Here is a 15,319-nt window from a genome sequence, read left to right as displayed (position 1 = left end):
CCCCCCACGCTGCGGCAAATCCTAGCTCCGGTTTTCGGGTGGCATCGCAATTTGGAGCTTGCGTACCTTTCCACGTCCCACGATGTATCCGCGACCCGGAATAAAGTCGGTGCTGATGCGGCCCAAGGAGGTGTTGAGCAGGCTGTCGCCCTCCACGTCCCCGGGGTTGAGCAACAGCCCACGGCGGCCGGATTTGAACGGCTGCGCGAGGGACCATGCCTGGGACCACGTCGACGTTTCAGACTCGCCCACTACCCACTGATCGGCCTTGATGGCCGCCGTGACCAACCTGCCCACGCCCGATTCTGCAAGCGTGTCAGTGAACTCCGTCAAGCCTTCGATGAAGATGGCCATGCTGCCGGGGTTGTCCGAGGCCTTGTCGATCAGGTCGTCCACTACATCCGAGACTTCGTCCGGCCCCACCAGCGACCTGCTCCAGATGTTCAGCGATGCAACAGCCGAGCGGCGTGAACCGATGTAGATCAGGTCCGTGCGCGGGTTGGAGCGGCGCAAGGCGTAGGCCAGGGTAACCAAGGCCACCGTGCGTCCGGCACCCGGAGGGCCAGCGAGGAGGAGCGACCCCTTGGCGGCGATGGCCGCCGAACCCAGAGTCTCGTCGTCCACACCAATAACGGGGTTATCGGGTGCGCCGGAGGGCAGGATGTCCAGGTCCACCAGCTCCGGAAGGCGCTGGATCTGCGGCGCCTGCTCGAGGCCCTGGCGCACCATTGCCTGGCTGAGCTTGGCCACTTCGCGTGCCTGCAGTGCCAGGTTCGAGTTTCCACCCAACACGGCGAGCTGGACTTCGAGTCCATCCAGCAAGCCTCGCCCGGGAGGTGACGCGGCGTTGAGGACGTCCTTGGGGACATCCAGTGTCATGTAGTCGTCTTCCGAACTGAGGCGCAGGACCAGCCGCTTCTGGATGGAAGCAAGGAGCGATGCCGGAACGGAGTTGGTGCGGTCACCGCTGACCACCAAGTGGATGCCCAGGGGACGTCCGTCCGTGGCCAGGGTCAGGAAGATATCCCACAGCGCAGACAGCTTGCTGTACTCGTAGCCTTCGCGGAAGGAAGACATACCGTCCACCAGGATGAAGATGCGCTTCTCGTCGGGCCGGTTTGCCAGCTGGCGGTATTCAACGATGGTGGAGGCCCGGACTTCGGCGAACCGCGCTGCGCGATCGTCGGCTACTTCCTTGAGCCAGCGCAGCAATCGGCCCACACGCTCTACGTCGTCGCCATTGATGATTTCGCCAACATGCGGAAGTCCGTCCAGCATCTTCAGGCCGGACGAACCGCAGTCGATGCCATACACGTGCACGGGACCACCGCGGGGCGTGACCGCAGCGGCGATGGCGATACTGCGCAACGCAGCGGACTTTCCGGATCCACCCGTACCGTACACGGCCATGTTGCCGTCCTTGTCCGGCTCATAGAACACGGTGGGCTGGTCCTGGTGTGCGGGATCGTCAGCGACGCCCAGCAGGAGCCGCTCGTCCGTCCGCGGGTTGGGGAGCTTGGAGAAGTCATACGTTGTTGCGAGCTCGTTGAGCCATGGCTTCCGCGGAGGTTCGATCGACAGGACATCGGCTGCGCGGATGATGTTTCCGGTCATCCGGGCAATATCGTTCGGTCCTGCCGGCTCTTCTTCCACCTGTGACACGAGCGGCGGTTCCCATGTGGGACCGGATCCGAACGCCATCTCCACAATGTCGATCCGCGGACGCTGCGGCTTTTCCGTCGTCCAGCCGCCGGCGTATCCGGTCTGGAAGCCCTGGATCCGCCCGGGGCCGGTCTTCGCGGCACCGCGGCCGGGAATGGAGGGATCAAAGTAGGCAGCGGTGGGAACGCCCAGGATGTCGGTTGCGTCCACTTCGTCGGCCATGCGGAGGGCGACGCGAAGGTTGGTATTGGCGCGCAGGTTGTCTTTGATGACGCCAGCGGGCCGTTGCGTGGCCAGGATCAGGTGCAGGCCCAAAGAACGTCCACGGGCTGCGACGTCCACCACGCCGTCAACGAACTCGGGAACCTCGGTTGCCAGGGCCGCAAACTCGTCCACGATAATAATCAGGTACGGCGGCGCTTCGGGATCGGCTTCGCGTTGCAGCGCCAGCAGGTCCTTGGCCTTCTTACGGTTCAAGAGCCGTTCACGGTAGTGCAGTTCCGCGCGCAGGGATGTCAGTGCCCGGCGAACCAGGTGCGGGGACAAGTCCGTCACAAGGCCCACTGTGTGTGGCAGGTGCAGGCAGTCGGCGAACGCAGCGCCGCCCTTGTAGTCCACGAAGAGGAAGCTGACACGGTCCGGGCTGTACGCGGCAGCCATGCCCATCACCCAGGACTGAAGGAACTCGGACTTACCGGCACCAGTGGTTCCGCCCACCAGTGCGTGCGGCCCCTCGTTCTTCAGGTCGAGATAGAACGGTTCCACGCCCTTTGAACCAACCAGGGCCCGGAGGCTGCCGTTGTCCTTGCGGTTGGGCACTGCGGTTGCGTGGACCGAGTTGTTTTCCTGCCACCGCTCGGCCACGGCCTGTGGATTGTCCATCAGCTCCTTGCCGATCAGCGTGGCGTAGGAGACGGCGCGCGGGAGGTCGGAGTCGTCGTCGAGCGGGTTTCCGACGTCCACCAGCGGCGACATCATGCGCGCCAGTTGCGTGGCGAGGTCCGCGTCGAGGCTTTCGCAGCTCACCGGGTAGGTGTGGCGGCCCAGGCGGACCTGGCCGGTAGTGGTGCCGTGGTCGCCGTCGACGGAAAGGAAGTCGCGGCATGCCGCAGGGAGGGATTGCACATTGGCGGCCACCCACATGACGTGCACGCCGTAGTCGGGACCGCGTTCCACCAAGCGGGTCAGGCGTCCACGGTCCACGGGAGCGTCATCCTCAACGATGACCAGGACAGCGGGCACCACCGGTCCGGGAACCTCTTCGTTCTCGTCCTTGAGCCCCGGACGCGGCTGCGGCCCAGGCTCCTTGGCCATGGATTCGCGCTCTTCCACGAGGCTTTCCAGGCGGGACAGCAGCGCGGCACCTGCGCCGGGGCCGGCTGCGAGGTGGTCTCCGGCGAGCGGGCTGTGGCCTGACCCAACATGGGGCAGCCACTGAAGCCAGTCCCAGCGTTCCCGGGATCGTGCCGACGTGAGCGACGTCAGGACAACCTCGGCCGGCGAGTGGAGACCCACCAGCTGGAGCACCATGCCCCTTGCGACGTCGTCCACCACGCTGCGGTCCCCCGCCACGCCGAACGAGCCCGAGGTGCGCAACTGAGACACGATCGGAACGCCGCCAATGACGCGGACCTCCCGCAGGCAGTCCTGGATTTCGCGCATGTACTGTGGTTCGGTCTCGTTGGCGCCAGGCTCGTCAAACGGGATGCGCGACGGTGCGGAGCCAAGGCCAAAACGGACGCCCAGGAAGTGCTGGTGTTCCGGACGGTTGGTCCAAAGGAGCGGGCCGAGCTTGTAGATCGCGTCCACGGTATCGCTGACCGAGGGCGCTTCCTGGAGCCTGACCGCGCGCTCAATGTTCTGTTGCCGGTCAATATCTTCGCGGAACGCCAGCATCGCGGCCTTGAACTGCTTGTGGCCTTCCTTGGCCTGGCGCTTACCCTGCATCTTGTGGTCCACATAATGGCCCACGATGAACAGCGGCATCATGGCCATGAAGAGCACGGAAAGCAGGTTCTGGGTGACGGCGAAGAGCACGCCGCCCATCAGCAGCGGCGCTACCAGCATGATGTATGGGAACGGCTGGTGTTCGGGGCGCTTGGGACCCGCTGGCGGCACCCTCTTGGGCGACTCGAACCGCGGCAGCACCCGCGGCGAACGGTTGAAGTCCACCAACGGCGACGACGGGCCGCCGCTGTGGTTCCGTGACAAGGCAACCACCCCCACAGTGGTGTCGCCCAGCGTGACCGTGTCCGAGGATTGCAGCGTTGCCCGTGTTACGGGCAGCCCGTCCATGAGGAGGCCGTTTGCGGAGTTCGTATCCACGATCTCCACTGTTTCGCCCACCGTGACCCGCGCATGGCGCTTGGACGTCAGTGGGTCGGAGAGACGGATGTCGGCGTCCCGGTCCCGGCCGATGTAGCTGGTGCCGAAAGGCAGCGAAAATTCGCGTCCGACGTCGGGCCCTGACATGACGCGCAACGTCGCCGCCGCCGGTCCCCTGTTACCGCCGTTGGCGTGACCGTTCGAGGCAAACTGTTCGCTGACCTGCGCGAGCGAGACCTTGGAACCGGGCCGCAACCCGGACTCCAGCAAGTTGTCGGTGGGCCTCAGGACGTGGCCGGACAGGCCTCCGCCAACAAACGCTTCGTCCACGCTGATGGACAGGTTCGACGGCGGTTCGGTCCCCTTGCGTACGGGGTCGGCAGCCCAGAGTTCCGTGGCAATATCCCCAACGGTGGCACGGCCGTCCACCGTCACGGCGAGGTCCTTTGCTTCCGCAGGGTCGCGCCGCAAGGTCAGGCGAAACTTCATCCTTCGTCGACTCCAGTCATTTTCTCAAGGAGGTGCAGGTCGGCCGGGGTCACCAGATGCGAGGTCACGGCATGCTCCACCAGGCGGGCGCGCCGATTGGTGGCGAGCTTTCCGGCGCCACCGCGCAGGCCAACCACTCCAACGCGGTCCAGTTTGTCGCATACGTTGTCCAGCTTGCGGTTGAAGCGCGTCAGCGCCCAACCGAGCCGCTTTGCGGCCTCCGCAGAGGACGGAATGGCGCTGAAGCCTGTGCCTTCGCGTCGCAGCATGGGCTCAGCCAAAGCGACAATGAGTGCCTTCTGGGAGTCAGTAAAGACCACGGGGCCGATGGTGGTGTCGCCGGCTTGGTCCTCTTCCCGCGCCTCGTGCCGGAACGACGGCGTCTTCAAGTGGACTGCGAACTCATACGTGGTGGGTCCGGCAGTGAAGATCACGTTGGTGTGGCTGAACACCAGCGGGATCCTGGCCCCCGGCGCAAGCCAGGCCTGCATGCCGCCGGAGCCGTCCGCGATGGTGGCAGACAACATGCTGCCGACGTTGCTGAGCCACCACATGCCGTCGTAGCGGGCAATCTGCAGGAAGCGCCGGTGCAGGTACGGGTTGTCGTCAACCTCCAAGTCACCTTCACGTCCAATATCGAAGATGTCCTCGTCGGATGGTTCGTACCATTCCCCACAGAAATCTATTGCTAGATCCCCCATGATCTGTGCCTCCTCAGTCGGCGGTAATTAAGTTTCATGTGCCGGCTACCCGTCCAGGCAAGCGATGGAATCCGGGCCCTCAGGCGAAGCGCTGCCATCCGACCGGACGATGATCACCTGGACGCAAATGGGCGGCTCGCCAAAACCGGAGACAAAAGCCTTTTCGGTCCGCGTTGTTTCATAGGCACCGTCAGCTTTGGCCGACTTGGTGCGCCACTTGTAGGTATCGCCCTCTTTTGGCTGCGGGTTCTTCCACGAGAAGACGATGATGTTCGGATCCTTGGTGTCCCGCGCTGCGGCCAGCGCTTCGACGTCAGGGACGCTGCCGCTGTCCAAGGGGTCAGCCGGGGGCTTGCTCGCCGATTCCGTCGGGGCAACCTTTGGCTGCGCCGACGAGCCCAGGACAACGCCGACCACGACGGCGACCACCAGGACCGCTGCACCGGTTGCGGCCAGCCACAGGTTGCGTTTGCTGTGTCCGGCGGGCGAGGCGTCATCTTCCTCTGTAGTCGATGCTCCTGCGGCCGCCGACGAGCGGCTGACGGTTGCGTCAATCCCGTCATGGGCCGGCGACCCTTGCCAGCCGCGCAGGACCGTGGACTCCGCGACGTCCGGTTCGTCGGGAACCTGGTTCAGGTCCCGAACGGGCGCTTGGAATTGCGGAGGAGCCTGCTGGGCCAGGGGCTTCGGCTGGATCGTTTGCGGCGGAACGGCAGCCTGCGGAGGTGCTTGGGTAACTCCGGGAACAGTGGAGGGGAAGGTCCGCGCCGGGAACGTGGGCGCCGAACCCGTGGTGGCCGTCCCCGAAGCATCCGGATCGATGGCGGCGATGCTGCGGACCCGGGTTTCCTCGAAGTTGTCGTCCGGATGGTGATCGTCGCCTTGCCCGGGCTCTTCAAGCACCTCAAAGGGCGTCACGGACAGGTTCAGCTCTGTCTGGATGCGCTGGAGCGCCAGCGCGAAAGCGTGGGCTGACGAATAACGGGACTCCGGCGACTTCGCCATGGCAGTGGCCAGGACAAGCTCCAGCGACTCGGGGACGTCGGCGCGGCCAAGCCTGGGAAGGGACGAGTTGGTGATGCGCGAAATCAGTTCGCGCTGTGAGTTGTCCTGTCCTGGCAGAACGAACGGCGAACGGCCGGCCAAGAGCGTGTAGAGGGTGGCGCCCAGCGCCCAGATGTCCACGGGAACACCGTCAACTGCGCCACCACGGAACTGCTCCGGCGGTGACCACGGGATGGACATGCCGGCGTCGTCCTCGGTATCCGCGCCGATGGTGCCCGAGATACCAAAGTCCGTCAGGGCGGGCCGGTTGTAGTCGGTAACCAGGATGTTGGCCGGTTTGATGTCGCGGTGGACGATGCCGGCCCGGTGCGCGGTCTCGACGGCGGACGCCACCTGGATGCCGACGGCCAGGACCTCGTCCACGCTGAAGCGCTGGCGGCGGTAGCGGACGTCAAGGCTCGGCCTGGAGCAGTACTCCATGGCGAGGTAGGAGTGGCCGTTCTCCGTAATCTCGGCTTCGAAGATCGTGACGATATAGGGGTGCGACGACAACTGCGCCATCAGGTTCGCTTCGGACTCGAAGCGCCGGCGTGCGCCTTCGGTCTTCAGGTCTGACAGCAGCACCTTGACGGCTACCTTGCGGCGCGGCCTGTCCTGTTCGTAAAGATACACATCGGAGAAACCGCCGGAGCCGAGCGGGCTGATGTACTTGAAACCCGGGATGGGTGGAGGCGGCGCGGGGGGCCTCTTGGAACTCAAAGAATCTCCTCGAAACGCAACGAAATGTCGTCGCCCAGTTCGGCGATGTCGCCGTCCAACAGGATGGCCATTTCATTCTGGGCGAGCCGGCGGGGTGCCTGGCCTTCCCTGATGAGCACTGTGCCGTTGGTTGCTTTCAGGTCGCACAGCATGACATGCCAACCCTCCAGCCGGACCTCGACGTGGGAACGGGAGATGTCCCCTCCGGGACTCTCCACCTGGACCAGGCGGGGCATGGTTCCGCCTTGGACCCGGGAAACCGAGGGCTGCCGGCCGATGATCAACGACTGGTCAAGATCAATCAGTTCCCCGGTGGAAACGCGCATGCGGCCAAGGCGCGGACGCGGTACCTGCTCTGCATCGCCGGCCAGGGCCGTGCCGCACACGGAGCACTGCGGGTACGTGGGCGGGTTCGCATGCCCTTGGGAGCACACCCTTGCCAAAACGCTCGGCCCGTTGGCGGCGACCACCTCAGGGGCAGCCGGCGAAGCTTTTGCCGAGTCCCCGTTCCCTGCAGCAAGGCTGCTCTTCATGATGGTCTGGCCGTCATGGTCTGAATCTTCGTCCACAGGGGCCGGGGACGGAGCAGGTGGCCAGCCTGAGGGCAGCTGTGGTGCGGGATCGCCACCAGGCCTGGACGGAGAAGTGGGCTTGCCCGGAACAGCGGGGGCGGCAGAAGCCGCTTCGGGAGCGGCCGAACCGCTGCGCAGCCAAGGCACGGACTCAATCAAAGCTGTAGCTTGAGCTGCTGCCGGGGTTGGCCCGGAGGGTTCACTGGGCGTCGGCTCCTGCACCAGTGGTTCCGCGGCAGGTGCAGGAGGCATCGGAGCTCCCGGCGCTTTGGAGACAGGAGCATCGTGGTCATCGGATTCGTCGTCCACCCGGACCGCGGCGTCTTCAATGTTGCGCATCACCGTCTTGTCCCACAAGTGGTCGTAGTTGGTGGTGTTTTCCAGCGCCGGAACCATGGGATCGGTGGTGCTGGTGTGGACAGGAGCCCCGGACTCCCCAGGGGCCTCCTGCGTGGCTGGTTCCGGCACAGCTGCTGGTTCCGCGTCAGGTTCCCGGTGCGACGCAGGTTCCGCGGCAGCCGGTTCATGTACTGCGGCAGGTTCTGCCGCAGGTTCTTGGGCTGGGGCGGATTCCCCGGCAGCGGCCGGCTCTTTGGGAGAGGGCTCTTTGCGAGAGGGCTCTTTGGGCGAGGGCTCTTCCTCCACGGCAGGTTCATCGGCCGCAGGTTCATCGGCCGCGGGTTCATCGGCAGCGTCATCTGCGGCAGGCAGTTCTGCCGCAAGCCCCAGGTGGCCGGGCGCGATGGTCAAGCCAAGGTCCGCCTCGGTATAGCCGATCATGGTTTCATCCGAAACCCTGTCCGGAACGGCGTGCTGGACTTCCTGGTCTGTGGCCGGTTCCTGTACTGGAGCGATCGCGGCATGGGTGGCGGGCACGGCTTCGCGCCCAAGCCCGCTGGCGGCAACTTCAAGTACTGACAGCAGCACCACCCCCTCGGTCAGGGGAAGACTGTTCAATGGGAGGCTGCTCAACGGCGCCTCAGGGCCCGAACCGCCACCAATGCGGAGGCTGTAGGAGGTAGCGCCGGTGATCCGACGCTCGGTCCACGTGGTGACGTCACGGCCGGTGAGCTGTTCCGGGCCTGATGCCAACTGGACCAGCAGTTCCAGATCGCCTCGGAGGAACACCCGGAGTGCTTCTTTGGAGTCGATGATCCCGAACGGAGGGATACGGCTCAGGGAAACACCGAAGGCATCCGTCACCTCGTGGAGGACCTCGTGGGCCTCGGGGGCGGATGCCAGCAACTCCCAGACGGTATCTAACAGGGCGTGTGGCGTGTCCGGTCCCAGCAGCACCACGGTTCCGTTGCGCACAACACCAAACCATTCGCCGTGCTGGTAAAGGACACGTGAAAGGCGGTCACTGCTTGCCATCGATGCCTTCCTCCTGACCGTTGCGGTGATCGGTGCCAGCAGCGTCGACGCCAGTCACCCAGGCCCTCGGGAGGGTATCTTCTTCGACTTCGGATTCTGCTTCCGGGCGGGGCGCGGTGGTGGCGATGCCGGCGTCGTTCAGTACGTTCTTGGCGTCCACCACAATCACGGTGACGTTGTCGCGGCCGCCGCTCCGCAGCGCGGCCTGGATCAGCGCGTCCACTGCGTCCTGCGGGTGGGCCACGGTGCTGAGGATGCGGAACATGTGGTCATCGCCCAGCTCGCCGTTAAGGCCATCCGAGCACACCATCATCCGGTCGCCTTCCTGGATGGGAAGCAACCAAAAATCGGCCTCGGTTTCGTCGCCGGTGCCCAAAGCGCGGGTGACCACATGGCGACGGGGATGAACGGCGGCTTGTTCCGCGGTGATGTCTCCGGAATCCACCAACTCCTGCACTTCCGAGTGGTCCACGCTGACCTGGGTGAACTCGCCTTGGCTGAGGCGGTAGGTGCGTGAATCGCCGATGTTCATCACCAGCCAGTAAGGCAGGCCCATCTGCTCAACCACCACAACCCCGGACAGCGTGGTTCCCGCACGGGCTCCGGTGGCCTTTCGGATGGCGGCGTCGGCCCTCAACAGGCAAGCCTGCAAATCCGCTGCAGATGCGGTCCGCACACCAGCAGCAAGTTCGGGAGCACTGCCCAAGGCCCGGACACACATGCCGCTGGCAATTTCCCCCGCCTCATGCCCGCCCATGCCGTCGGCCACGGCGAAGACGGGGTCCGATGCGATGAAGGAATCCTCATTGAGCTCGCGGCGCAGGCCGCGGTCCGTCCCGTACCCGTAGCTCAGGCCAAAGGATGATCCGGCGACGGAGGCACCGGCTTCGGCGTTGGCAGGGGTGGCCGGCTGTGAATTCATGCTTGTCCTAGGTGGAAGGAGCGGTCCCCAAAGTGAACGGTGGAACCGGGACGGACCAAGACTGGCTGGCCCGGATGGAGCCGTGTCTGGAGTCCGTCGGGCGTGGTGACGGCGCTGCCGTTGGTTGAGTTGCGGTCAGTCACCCAGACGCCATCGCCGTCAACCCGAAGATGCAAGTGGGTTTTGGAGATGGAACGGCCAGGATCGGAGACGGGCAACAGTTGTTCCACGGCTTCCCCGGGCTGCGGGGCCGGGTTCCGTCCCAAAAGGACAGACCCACCGAGCTGGACGTCTTGGCCGTCATCGACCTGGATTCGGAGAACGGCCTGCGCCCTTATCGCGCCCGGACGCATTTGGGTGCGCTCCACGTCGTCGTCGGGGTGGGCCGAAGCCACGGCGGCAGGCGGAATGACGGCCGCGGGCGGAATTATGGCTGCTGGCTGCTGCGCCTCGGGAGCCTGCTGCGATGCAACCGTTGTCGGCCGGGGTGCTGCCGGAGGGCGCCACTGGTTGGGATCGTGTGAGGGCTGTGGCGCGGCAGCCGCAGGACTGACCTGGGCGGGCACCACCTGCCCGGCGCTGGACGGAAGGGCCACCGACGGAGTCGCCATGGACGCAGTGGCCACGGAAGAAGCGCCCGCTGCGCCGGACGGGACCGGTGACGCGACGGGTTGCACCGGCGGGAGGTCCACTGGAGCAAAACTGTATGGGCCCTGGATGCCGCCGGTAGCCACGGGGTTGCGTCCATTGTTGACATCGAACACCAAGGACTTCGCGGCTTTGTCCTGCCAGCCGCGCAACTTGCCGTTCTTGTCCCAGGCGTTGGATACCACCACGAGGATGGCCCACACGACGCCGAGGAACATCAGCGGCAGGCCAATAAACAGGACCAGGTCAATCAAGCCGAGGGCAGAAAGAATGACTGAGGCAATTCCGCCGAGGAGCAGGACGCCACCGGTAATGATGCCACGGACGAATACGGCCCCGGCCCCGGGAGCGTAGCCGTCAGCATCTGAACTGCGGATTCCCATGAGCTGGTTGCCAATGGTGTTTCCTGACTTGGCCTCAAGCGCAAGCAGCACGAAGATGTACACCACTGTCACGCCCAGGCCAATGCTGCCCAAGAGGACCAGCAGGCCAGTGTCGTAGACGATGAAGCCGTTCTTGCGGGTTTGCGTAATGCCGGCAATTCCGATGGCGAACGTGGTGGCAAGCACTGCGATGGGACCCAGCCAGTCCAGGACGGCTGCACCGAGCCGCTTCCCGGCAGACGCGGGCACCAATTCTAGCTTCGTGGTCATAGTGGTCCCTCCCCCTGGCCCAGTCATTCTGTCCGGCGTAGTGGTCGGTCCCGGAGTCACGGGGCGTGTTGGCGACGCCGGCGCCGACACTACCGAGATACTACCGGGATCGGGCAGGCCCTGCCGGGTTGCGAACTCCAAGGCGGCCTTCCGGGCGTGGTTGATGTTCCCTTCCTTGCGCGCTCCGCGGTTGGTCAGCGGTGAACCGCATTGGGTACAAAACGCTGCCCCCGGACGGACCGCATGCCTGCAGGCCGGGCAAAGTTCTGCCTCATTGTTCATCCGTGGTGTCCTTCTTGAACGGCAACCTGAAGCGGCGGCGGGTATTTGGATCAACGGTTGCCTGATCCCGGCGGCGCAGGGCTGCCCTGCCGTCCGAGAGCAGCGACCGCGGCGAGAACCGTGCCTGCTGCCGTTTCCAGAAACCGACGCTTCCCGTGATGTCCGTCAATGACGAATCCACGATCTCCCAGTAGTGCTTGACCTCGTCCTCGCTCGGCTGGCCGGCACCGAATACTGCGGCGTCGGCCCGGTGCGCGAGCATCGTGGTGGTGGTGCCGGCAGTCGGGAAAGCGTCGGCGATAACCGTGGCCGATTCACGCCGCGTGGACTTGGTGTCGATCGAGGCACCCATGTCGGTGGCCAGGCTGATCACTTCATTCCAACCACCGCCGACCCGCTGGGCGGGGTGGCCGTCACGGAAACGTGCCTTCCGGCGTCGTGCTTTCAACAGGAGGATCAGCAACAGCGGCAAGGCGAGGATCCCGAGCGGAATCAGCGCCACGCCGATGGCCGCCAACAGCGGACCCCAGAAAAGCCAGGGGTTGTTTTTCTTCTCATCAGCGTCCAGGGCATCCGGTGTGGAGTCGGGCGGCAGGTCCGCCGGTTCCTGCGGCGGGGGCGGCGGCTGAAGTACCTGCGGCTTGGGCTTGGACTTGTTGATCGGGTCCGGCGGGATGGGCACGTTGTCCTTGGGCGGCGTGGGATCGAACGGCACCCAACCGACGCGGTCAAAGGCCACCTCAACCCAGGCGTGGACGTCCTTGCCGGTGATCTTGACATCGCCGGCGCCGTTTTCGGGGCTCTTGGGATCCGGGTAGAAGCCCATCACCACGCGCGACGGAATGCCGAGGTGGCGGAGCATAAGGGACATGGAGACGGCGTACTGTTCGTCGTCGCCAAGCATCTGCTTGGCCGAGAGCATGTTGCGGACACGTGCGGCGCTGTGGCCGGGCAGGCTGGGAAGCTGTCCGTCAGCCACCAGGCCATTACTGAACGCACCACTCTTCTGGAAGTGTGCCTCGATCTGCCGGACGCGGTCGATGGCCGTGGGCGCATCCGCGGAGATCTCGTTGGCCTGGGAAGCCACAATCGGCGGCACTTCCTCGGCCTCAGGCAACGTCAGCTTCGCGAAGTCATACTGGGTCAGCTGGCCGTGCTCCAGAGTACCGGGATCAGCGACCTGGACTGTGTAGTTCTCCCCCTTGGCGAGGCCCTTGGTGGTGACTGCGGTGTCCGTACCCGCGTTGAAGTAGAGCCCCGACGCCGCACCGGAGGTGTCTGCGAAGCTCATGCCGGTGGTGTGCCGGCCGCCCGGGACGAAGTAGCCCTGATAATCCTCAATGGTGATGTCCAAGGTGTAGTTGGTGCCCTTTACCGGGCTCCCGGTGTCAGCCAGCGTATTGAGCGAGCGGGCGTCGCCGACCTTGCTGAAGTTGCCGGAGCTGTTGGGATCCATGGTGTAGTTCAGGCCGTTGAAGGCATCCAGCGCGGCGAGGCGCACGCGAGCGTCCTTGGGCAAGCCCTTGACGGTGAACAGCGTGCTGTCCTTCTCGTCCTTGACGAAGTTCCGGAAGCTGGCCAGTGGCGTGATGTAGTCGCGGGGATCGAAGGGCGGGACGATGGTGTTGCGCAGCACCTTCCGGTCGTCGCTGGCGGTGACAATCGGCGAGGCGATGGCAGTGACGCCGACAGCGACGGCGATGACGGCAGCAGCAGTCCCCAACCGGCGGAGTTGGCCACGACGGGCAGCACCGGCGTCGGAATCCGGCCTGTTGGCCGAAACCGTCTTGGTGCTCCGCTGGCGGAGTACGTCCCGGCGAAAAGTCGCCCAGACGATCGAGATGATGGTCAGTGAGACGCCGCGCTCCACGTTGAGGAAACCGGCGCTGGTGCTGAAGGCGATACCCGTCACGAACAACACCAACACAGGCAACAAAGGCCAGTATGGGCTCTTCAGGCGCCACGTCAGCAGGCCCGCGGCCAGGGCGGTCACCAACGAGCTGAGGAACGGCACAATGAGCATGCCGTTGGCCGTGCCCACGGGAACGCCAACAGTCAGCATGTCCTTCCAGGAGAACACCACGCCCAACAGCAGCGTCCGCAGAGAATCGAGGCTTGGCAGGAAGCCGAACACCGCTGAATCGGGTACGGCCAGTGCGGATCCGAAGAGCATGTAGGCGCCGAAGGCCAGGGCGGCAGTGATCAGCAGCCCCAGGCGAAGGTGGGCGTTCAGGACTGCAATACCCAATCCCAGCAGTACGCCGCCCAAGCCTGCGATCAGATAGTGAGGGTCTCCCCCGAAACTCAGGCTGAAGCCGAGGACGCCCAGGAACAGCAGCACCACCAGGGCACCGCAGTCAACGGCGAAGTGCCACAACGGGCGGCCGTCGGCAAAGATCGATCCCCCGCCGCGGTTGGCGCGGCCTGTTGACCTGGATCCTTTGGCGGCGCGGGGACGCTCGCGTTGGTTCGGCGCGGTGCTCATGCTGCCGCCTTTCGAAGAACAATGGCCAGATCGTCCAGGTCACCAACGGTGAGGACCGTCAGGTCCGCGATGTTGGCCCTCGACGGCGCCGCACCGGGTTGCACGCGCACTGCCAGGCTGCGGACCCCGGGAGGCACAGAGGCGGCGCAGGTACGGAGCTGGGTTGCTGTCACGTGACTGCCCACCACGAAGAAGACAACGGAGGCGTTCGGGACGGCGTCGGACAGGTTCCGGGCGAGATCGACGGCGGTCTTCCGCATCGGCGCCCCGACAATCCGGGTGGCGTCGTCCAGTAAGTTGCGGCCGGTTTCGCAGCGGAGCGGCCCCTTTTGGGTCAAGACGTCAAGGTCGCGCTGTTCACTGATGGCCTGGCGCCCGATGGATGCTGCCACGGAGATGGCCATCTCGAACTCCGGCTCGGAGTCGTATTCATCGGTGTTGATGGACAGCGCAATGGCGAGGTGCGCGCGGCGGGTTTCCTCGAATTGGCGGACCATGAGCTTGTTGGTGCGTGCGGTGGTTTTCCAGTGGATGTGGCGGCGATCGTCCCCGGGAACGTAATCGCGCAGTGCGTGGAAGGACACGTCGGCACTGGAAAGCTCCGTGGTGGGCATGCCTTCAAGGTCGCGGATGAAGCCCGCGGCCGAGCTGCCCAGCGAAACCGTGCGGGGATGGACGTACAAGTCCACGGGCTCTGTCCACATCACGCGGCGTCGGAGAAGGTGGAGGGGGTCTGCCCGAACGGAACGAACCGGACCCACTACGATCACGGCACGCCGGGCCGTAGGAATGGTGAAGAGGTCCTCATGCACCTGGGCCGGCTTCATGCGGGGCAGGTGGAACACCGCCGTGTTGGCACCGACCGGCAGTTCCAGTGATGCGGGCAGCAGCGGCCTGGTGGATACGTTGGAAACCGCAATGCTGCCTACGGCGTCGTCTCCCACAGCAACACGCGTGCGGGCGAGGTCCAGGACCACGCCGTACGCCGAGCGGCCCACGATGAACGCAATGGCCAGGACGAACAGCAGGAAAGCGACCATCGCCGCGGACTTGGCCTCTTGCCAGCCCCAGGCCTGCCCGGCCCACCACAGCCCGATCGCAGCGGCCAGGACCACCCAGCCCAGCAGGCTCACCACCGCCAGGACCGGCCACACGAACTTCAGCCACACTCCGCGCACGTTGTTCCAGGCCGGTGAGAGGAACTGGCCGGCTGTTCCCGCGGCTTCGGCCCACACGGCGGCCGGGTGCAGGGAGCTGGACTTGCCCGGTTTTCCTGGGCGGACGGGACGCTTTCCTGCGTCGACGCCGGTGCCACGCAGGCTGCGCAGCTTGCCGCCAAGCGCTGACGTAGCGCGCTTGAGCGAGTCAGCAGCCCTGTTCAGGGGTGTGCTGGAGGACATGTAGGGACCTTTGTTAGGGCTGGGGTGCAGGTGGGGAGGCGA

Annotated in this window: 8 protein-coding genes; all 8 read right to left on the bottom strand. The window is 65.2% G+C overall.

Features of this window, described 5'->3' with window-relative positions:
- Positions 1 to 21: 21 nt before the first annotated feature.
- Genes N7568_RS16800 through N7568_RS16765 form a run of 8 tightly spaced genes read right to left on the bottom strand, consistent with a single transcriptional unit; the run spans position 22 to position 15,277 of the window.
- A complete protein-coding gene (locus N7568_RS16800; protein WP_261610934.1) occupies positions 22 to 4,476 on the bottom strand; it encodes an FtsK/SpoIIIE domain-containing protein in 4,455 nt (1,484 codons plus the stop codon).
- Entirely contained in the window at positions 4,473 to 5,177 is a 705-nt protein-coding gene (locus N7568_RS16795) for a hypothetical protein (RefSeq protein WP_261610933.1), read from the bottom strand. The genes N7568_RS16800 and N7568_RS16795 overlap by 4 nt, the downstream gene beginning before the upstream one ends.
- 45 nt (positions 5,178 to 5,222) lie before the next feature.
- Positions 5,223 to 6,941, bottom strand: coding sequence for a serine/threonine protein kinase (locus tag N7568_RS16790; protein WP_261610932.1), 1,719 nt, complete (start codon positions 6,939 to 6,941; stop codon positions 5,223 to 5,225).
- Positions 6,938 to 8,887 (bottom strand): hypothetical protein, encoded by a 1,950-nt coding sequence (locus N7568_RS16785; RefSeq protein ID WP_261610931.1) that lies wholly within the window; start codon positions 8,885 to 8,887, stop codon positions 6,938 to 6,940. The genes N7568_RS16790 and N7568_RS16785 overlap by 4 nt, the downstream gene beginning before the upstream one ends.
- The gene (locus tag N7568_RS16780; RefSeq protein ID WP_261610930.1) at positions 8,874 to 9,809 is read right to left on the bottom strand and encodes a PP2C family protein-serine/threonine phosphatase; all 936 of its coding nucleotides are present in this window, start codon (positions 9,807 to 9,809) and stop codon (positions 8,874 to 8,876) included. Before N7568_RS16780 ends, N7568_RS16785 begins: the two co-directional genes overlap by 14 nt.
- Positions 9,806 to 11,392 (bottom strand): RDD family protein, encoded by a 1,587-nt coding sequence (locus tag N7568_RS16775; RefSeq protein ID WP_261610929.1) that lies wholly within the window; start codon positions 11,390 to 11,392, stop codon positions 9,806 to 9,808. Before N7568_RS16775 ends, N7568_RS16780 begins: the two co-directional genes overlap by 4 nt.
- Entirely contained in the window at positions 11,382 to 13,877 is a 2,496-nt protein-coding gene (locus N7568_RS16770; protein ID WP_261610928.1) for a transglutaminase family protein, read from the bottom strand. The genes N7568_RS16775 and N7568_RS16770 overlap by 11 nt, the downstream gene beginning before the upstream one ends.
- Positions 13,874 to 15,277: a DUF58 domain-containing protein gene (locus tag N7568_RS16765; RefSeq protein ID WP_261610927.1), complete on the bottom strand. Its 1,404-nt coding sequence runs from the start codon at positions 15,275 to 15,277 to the stop codon at positions 13,874 to 13,876. Before N7568_RS16765 ends, N7568_RS16770 begins: the two co-directional genes overlap by 4 nt.
- Positions 15,278 to 15,319 lie beyond the last annotated feature (42 nt).

Origin of the sequence: Paenarthrobacter aurescens, from assembly GCF_025421775.1 — a bacterium.
Lineage (GTDB): Bacteria > Actinomycetota > Actinomycetes > Actinomycetales > Micrococcaceae > Arthrobacter > Arthrobacter aurescens_B.
The sequence above is the reverse complement of the archived record's forward strand: the minus strand, read 5'-3'. Positions and strand labels throughout refer to the sequence as shown.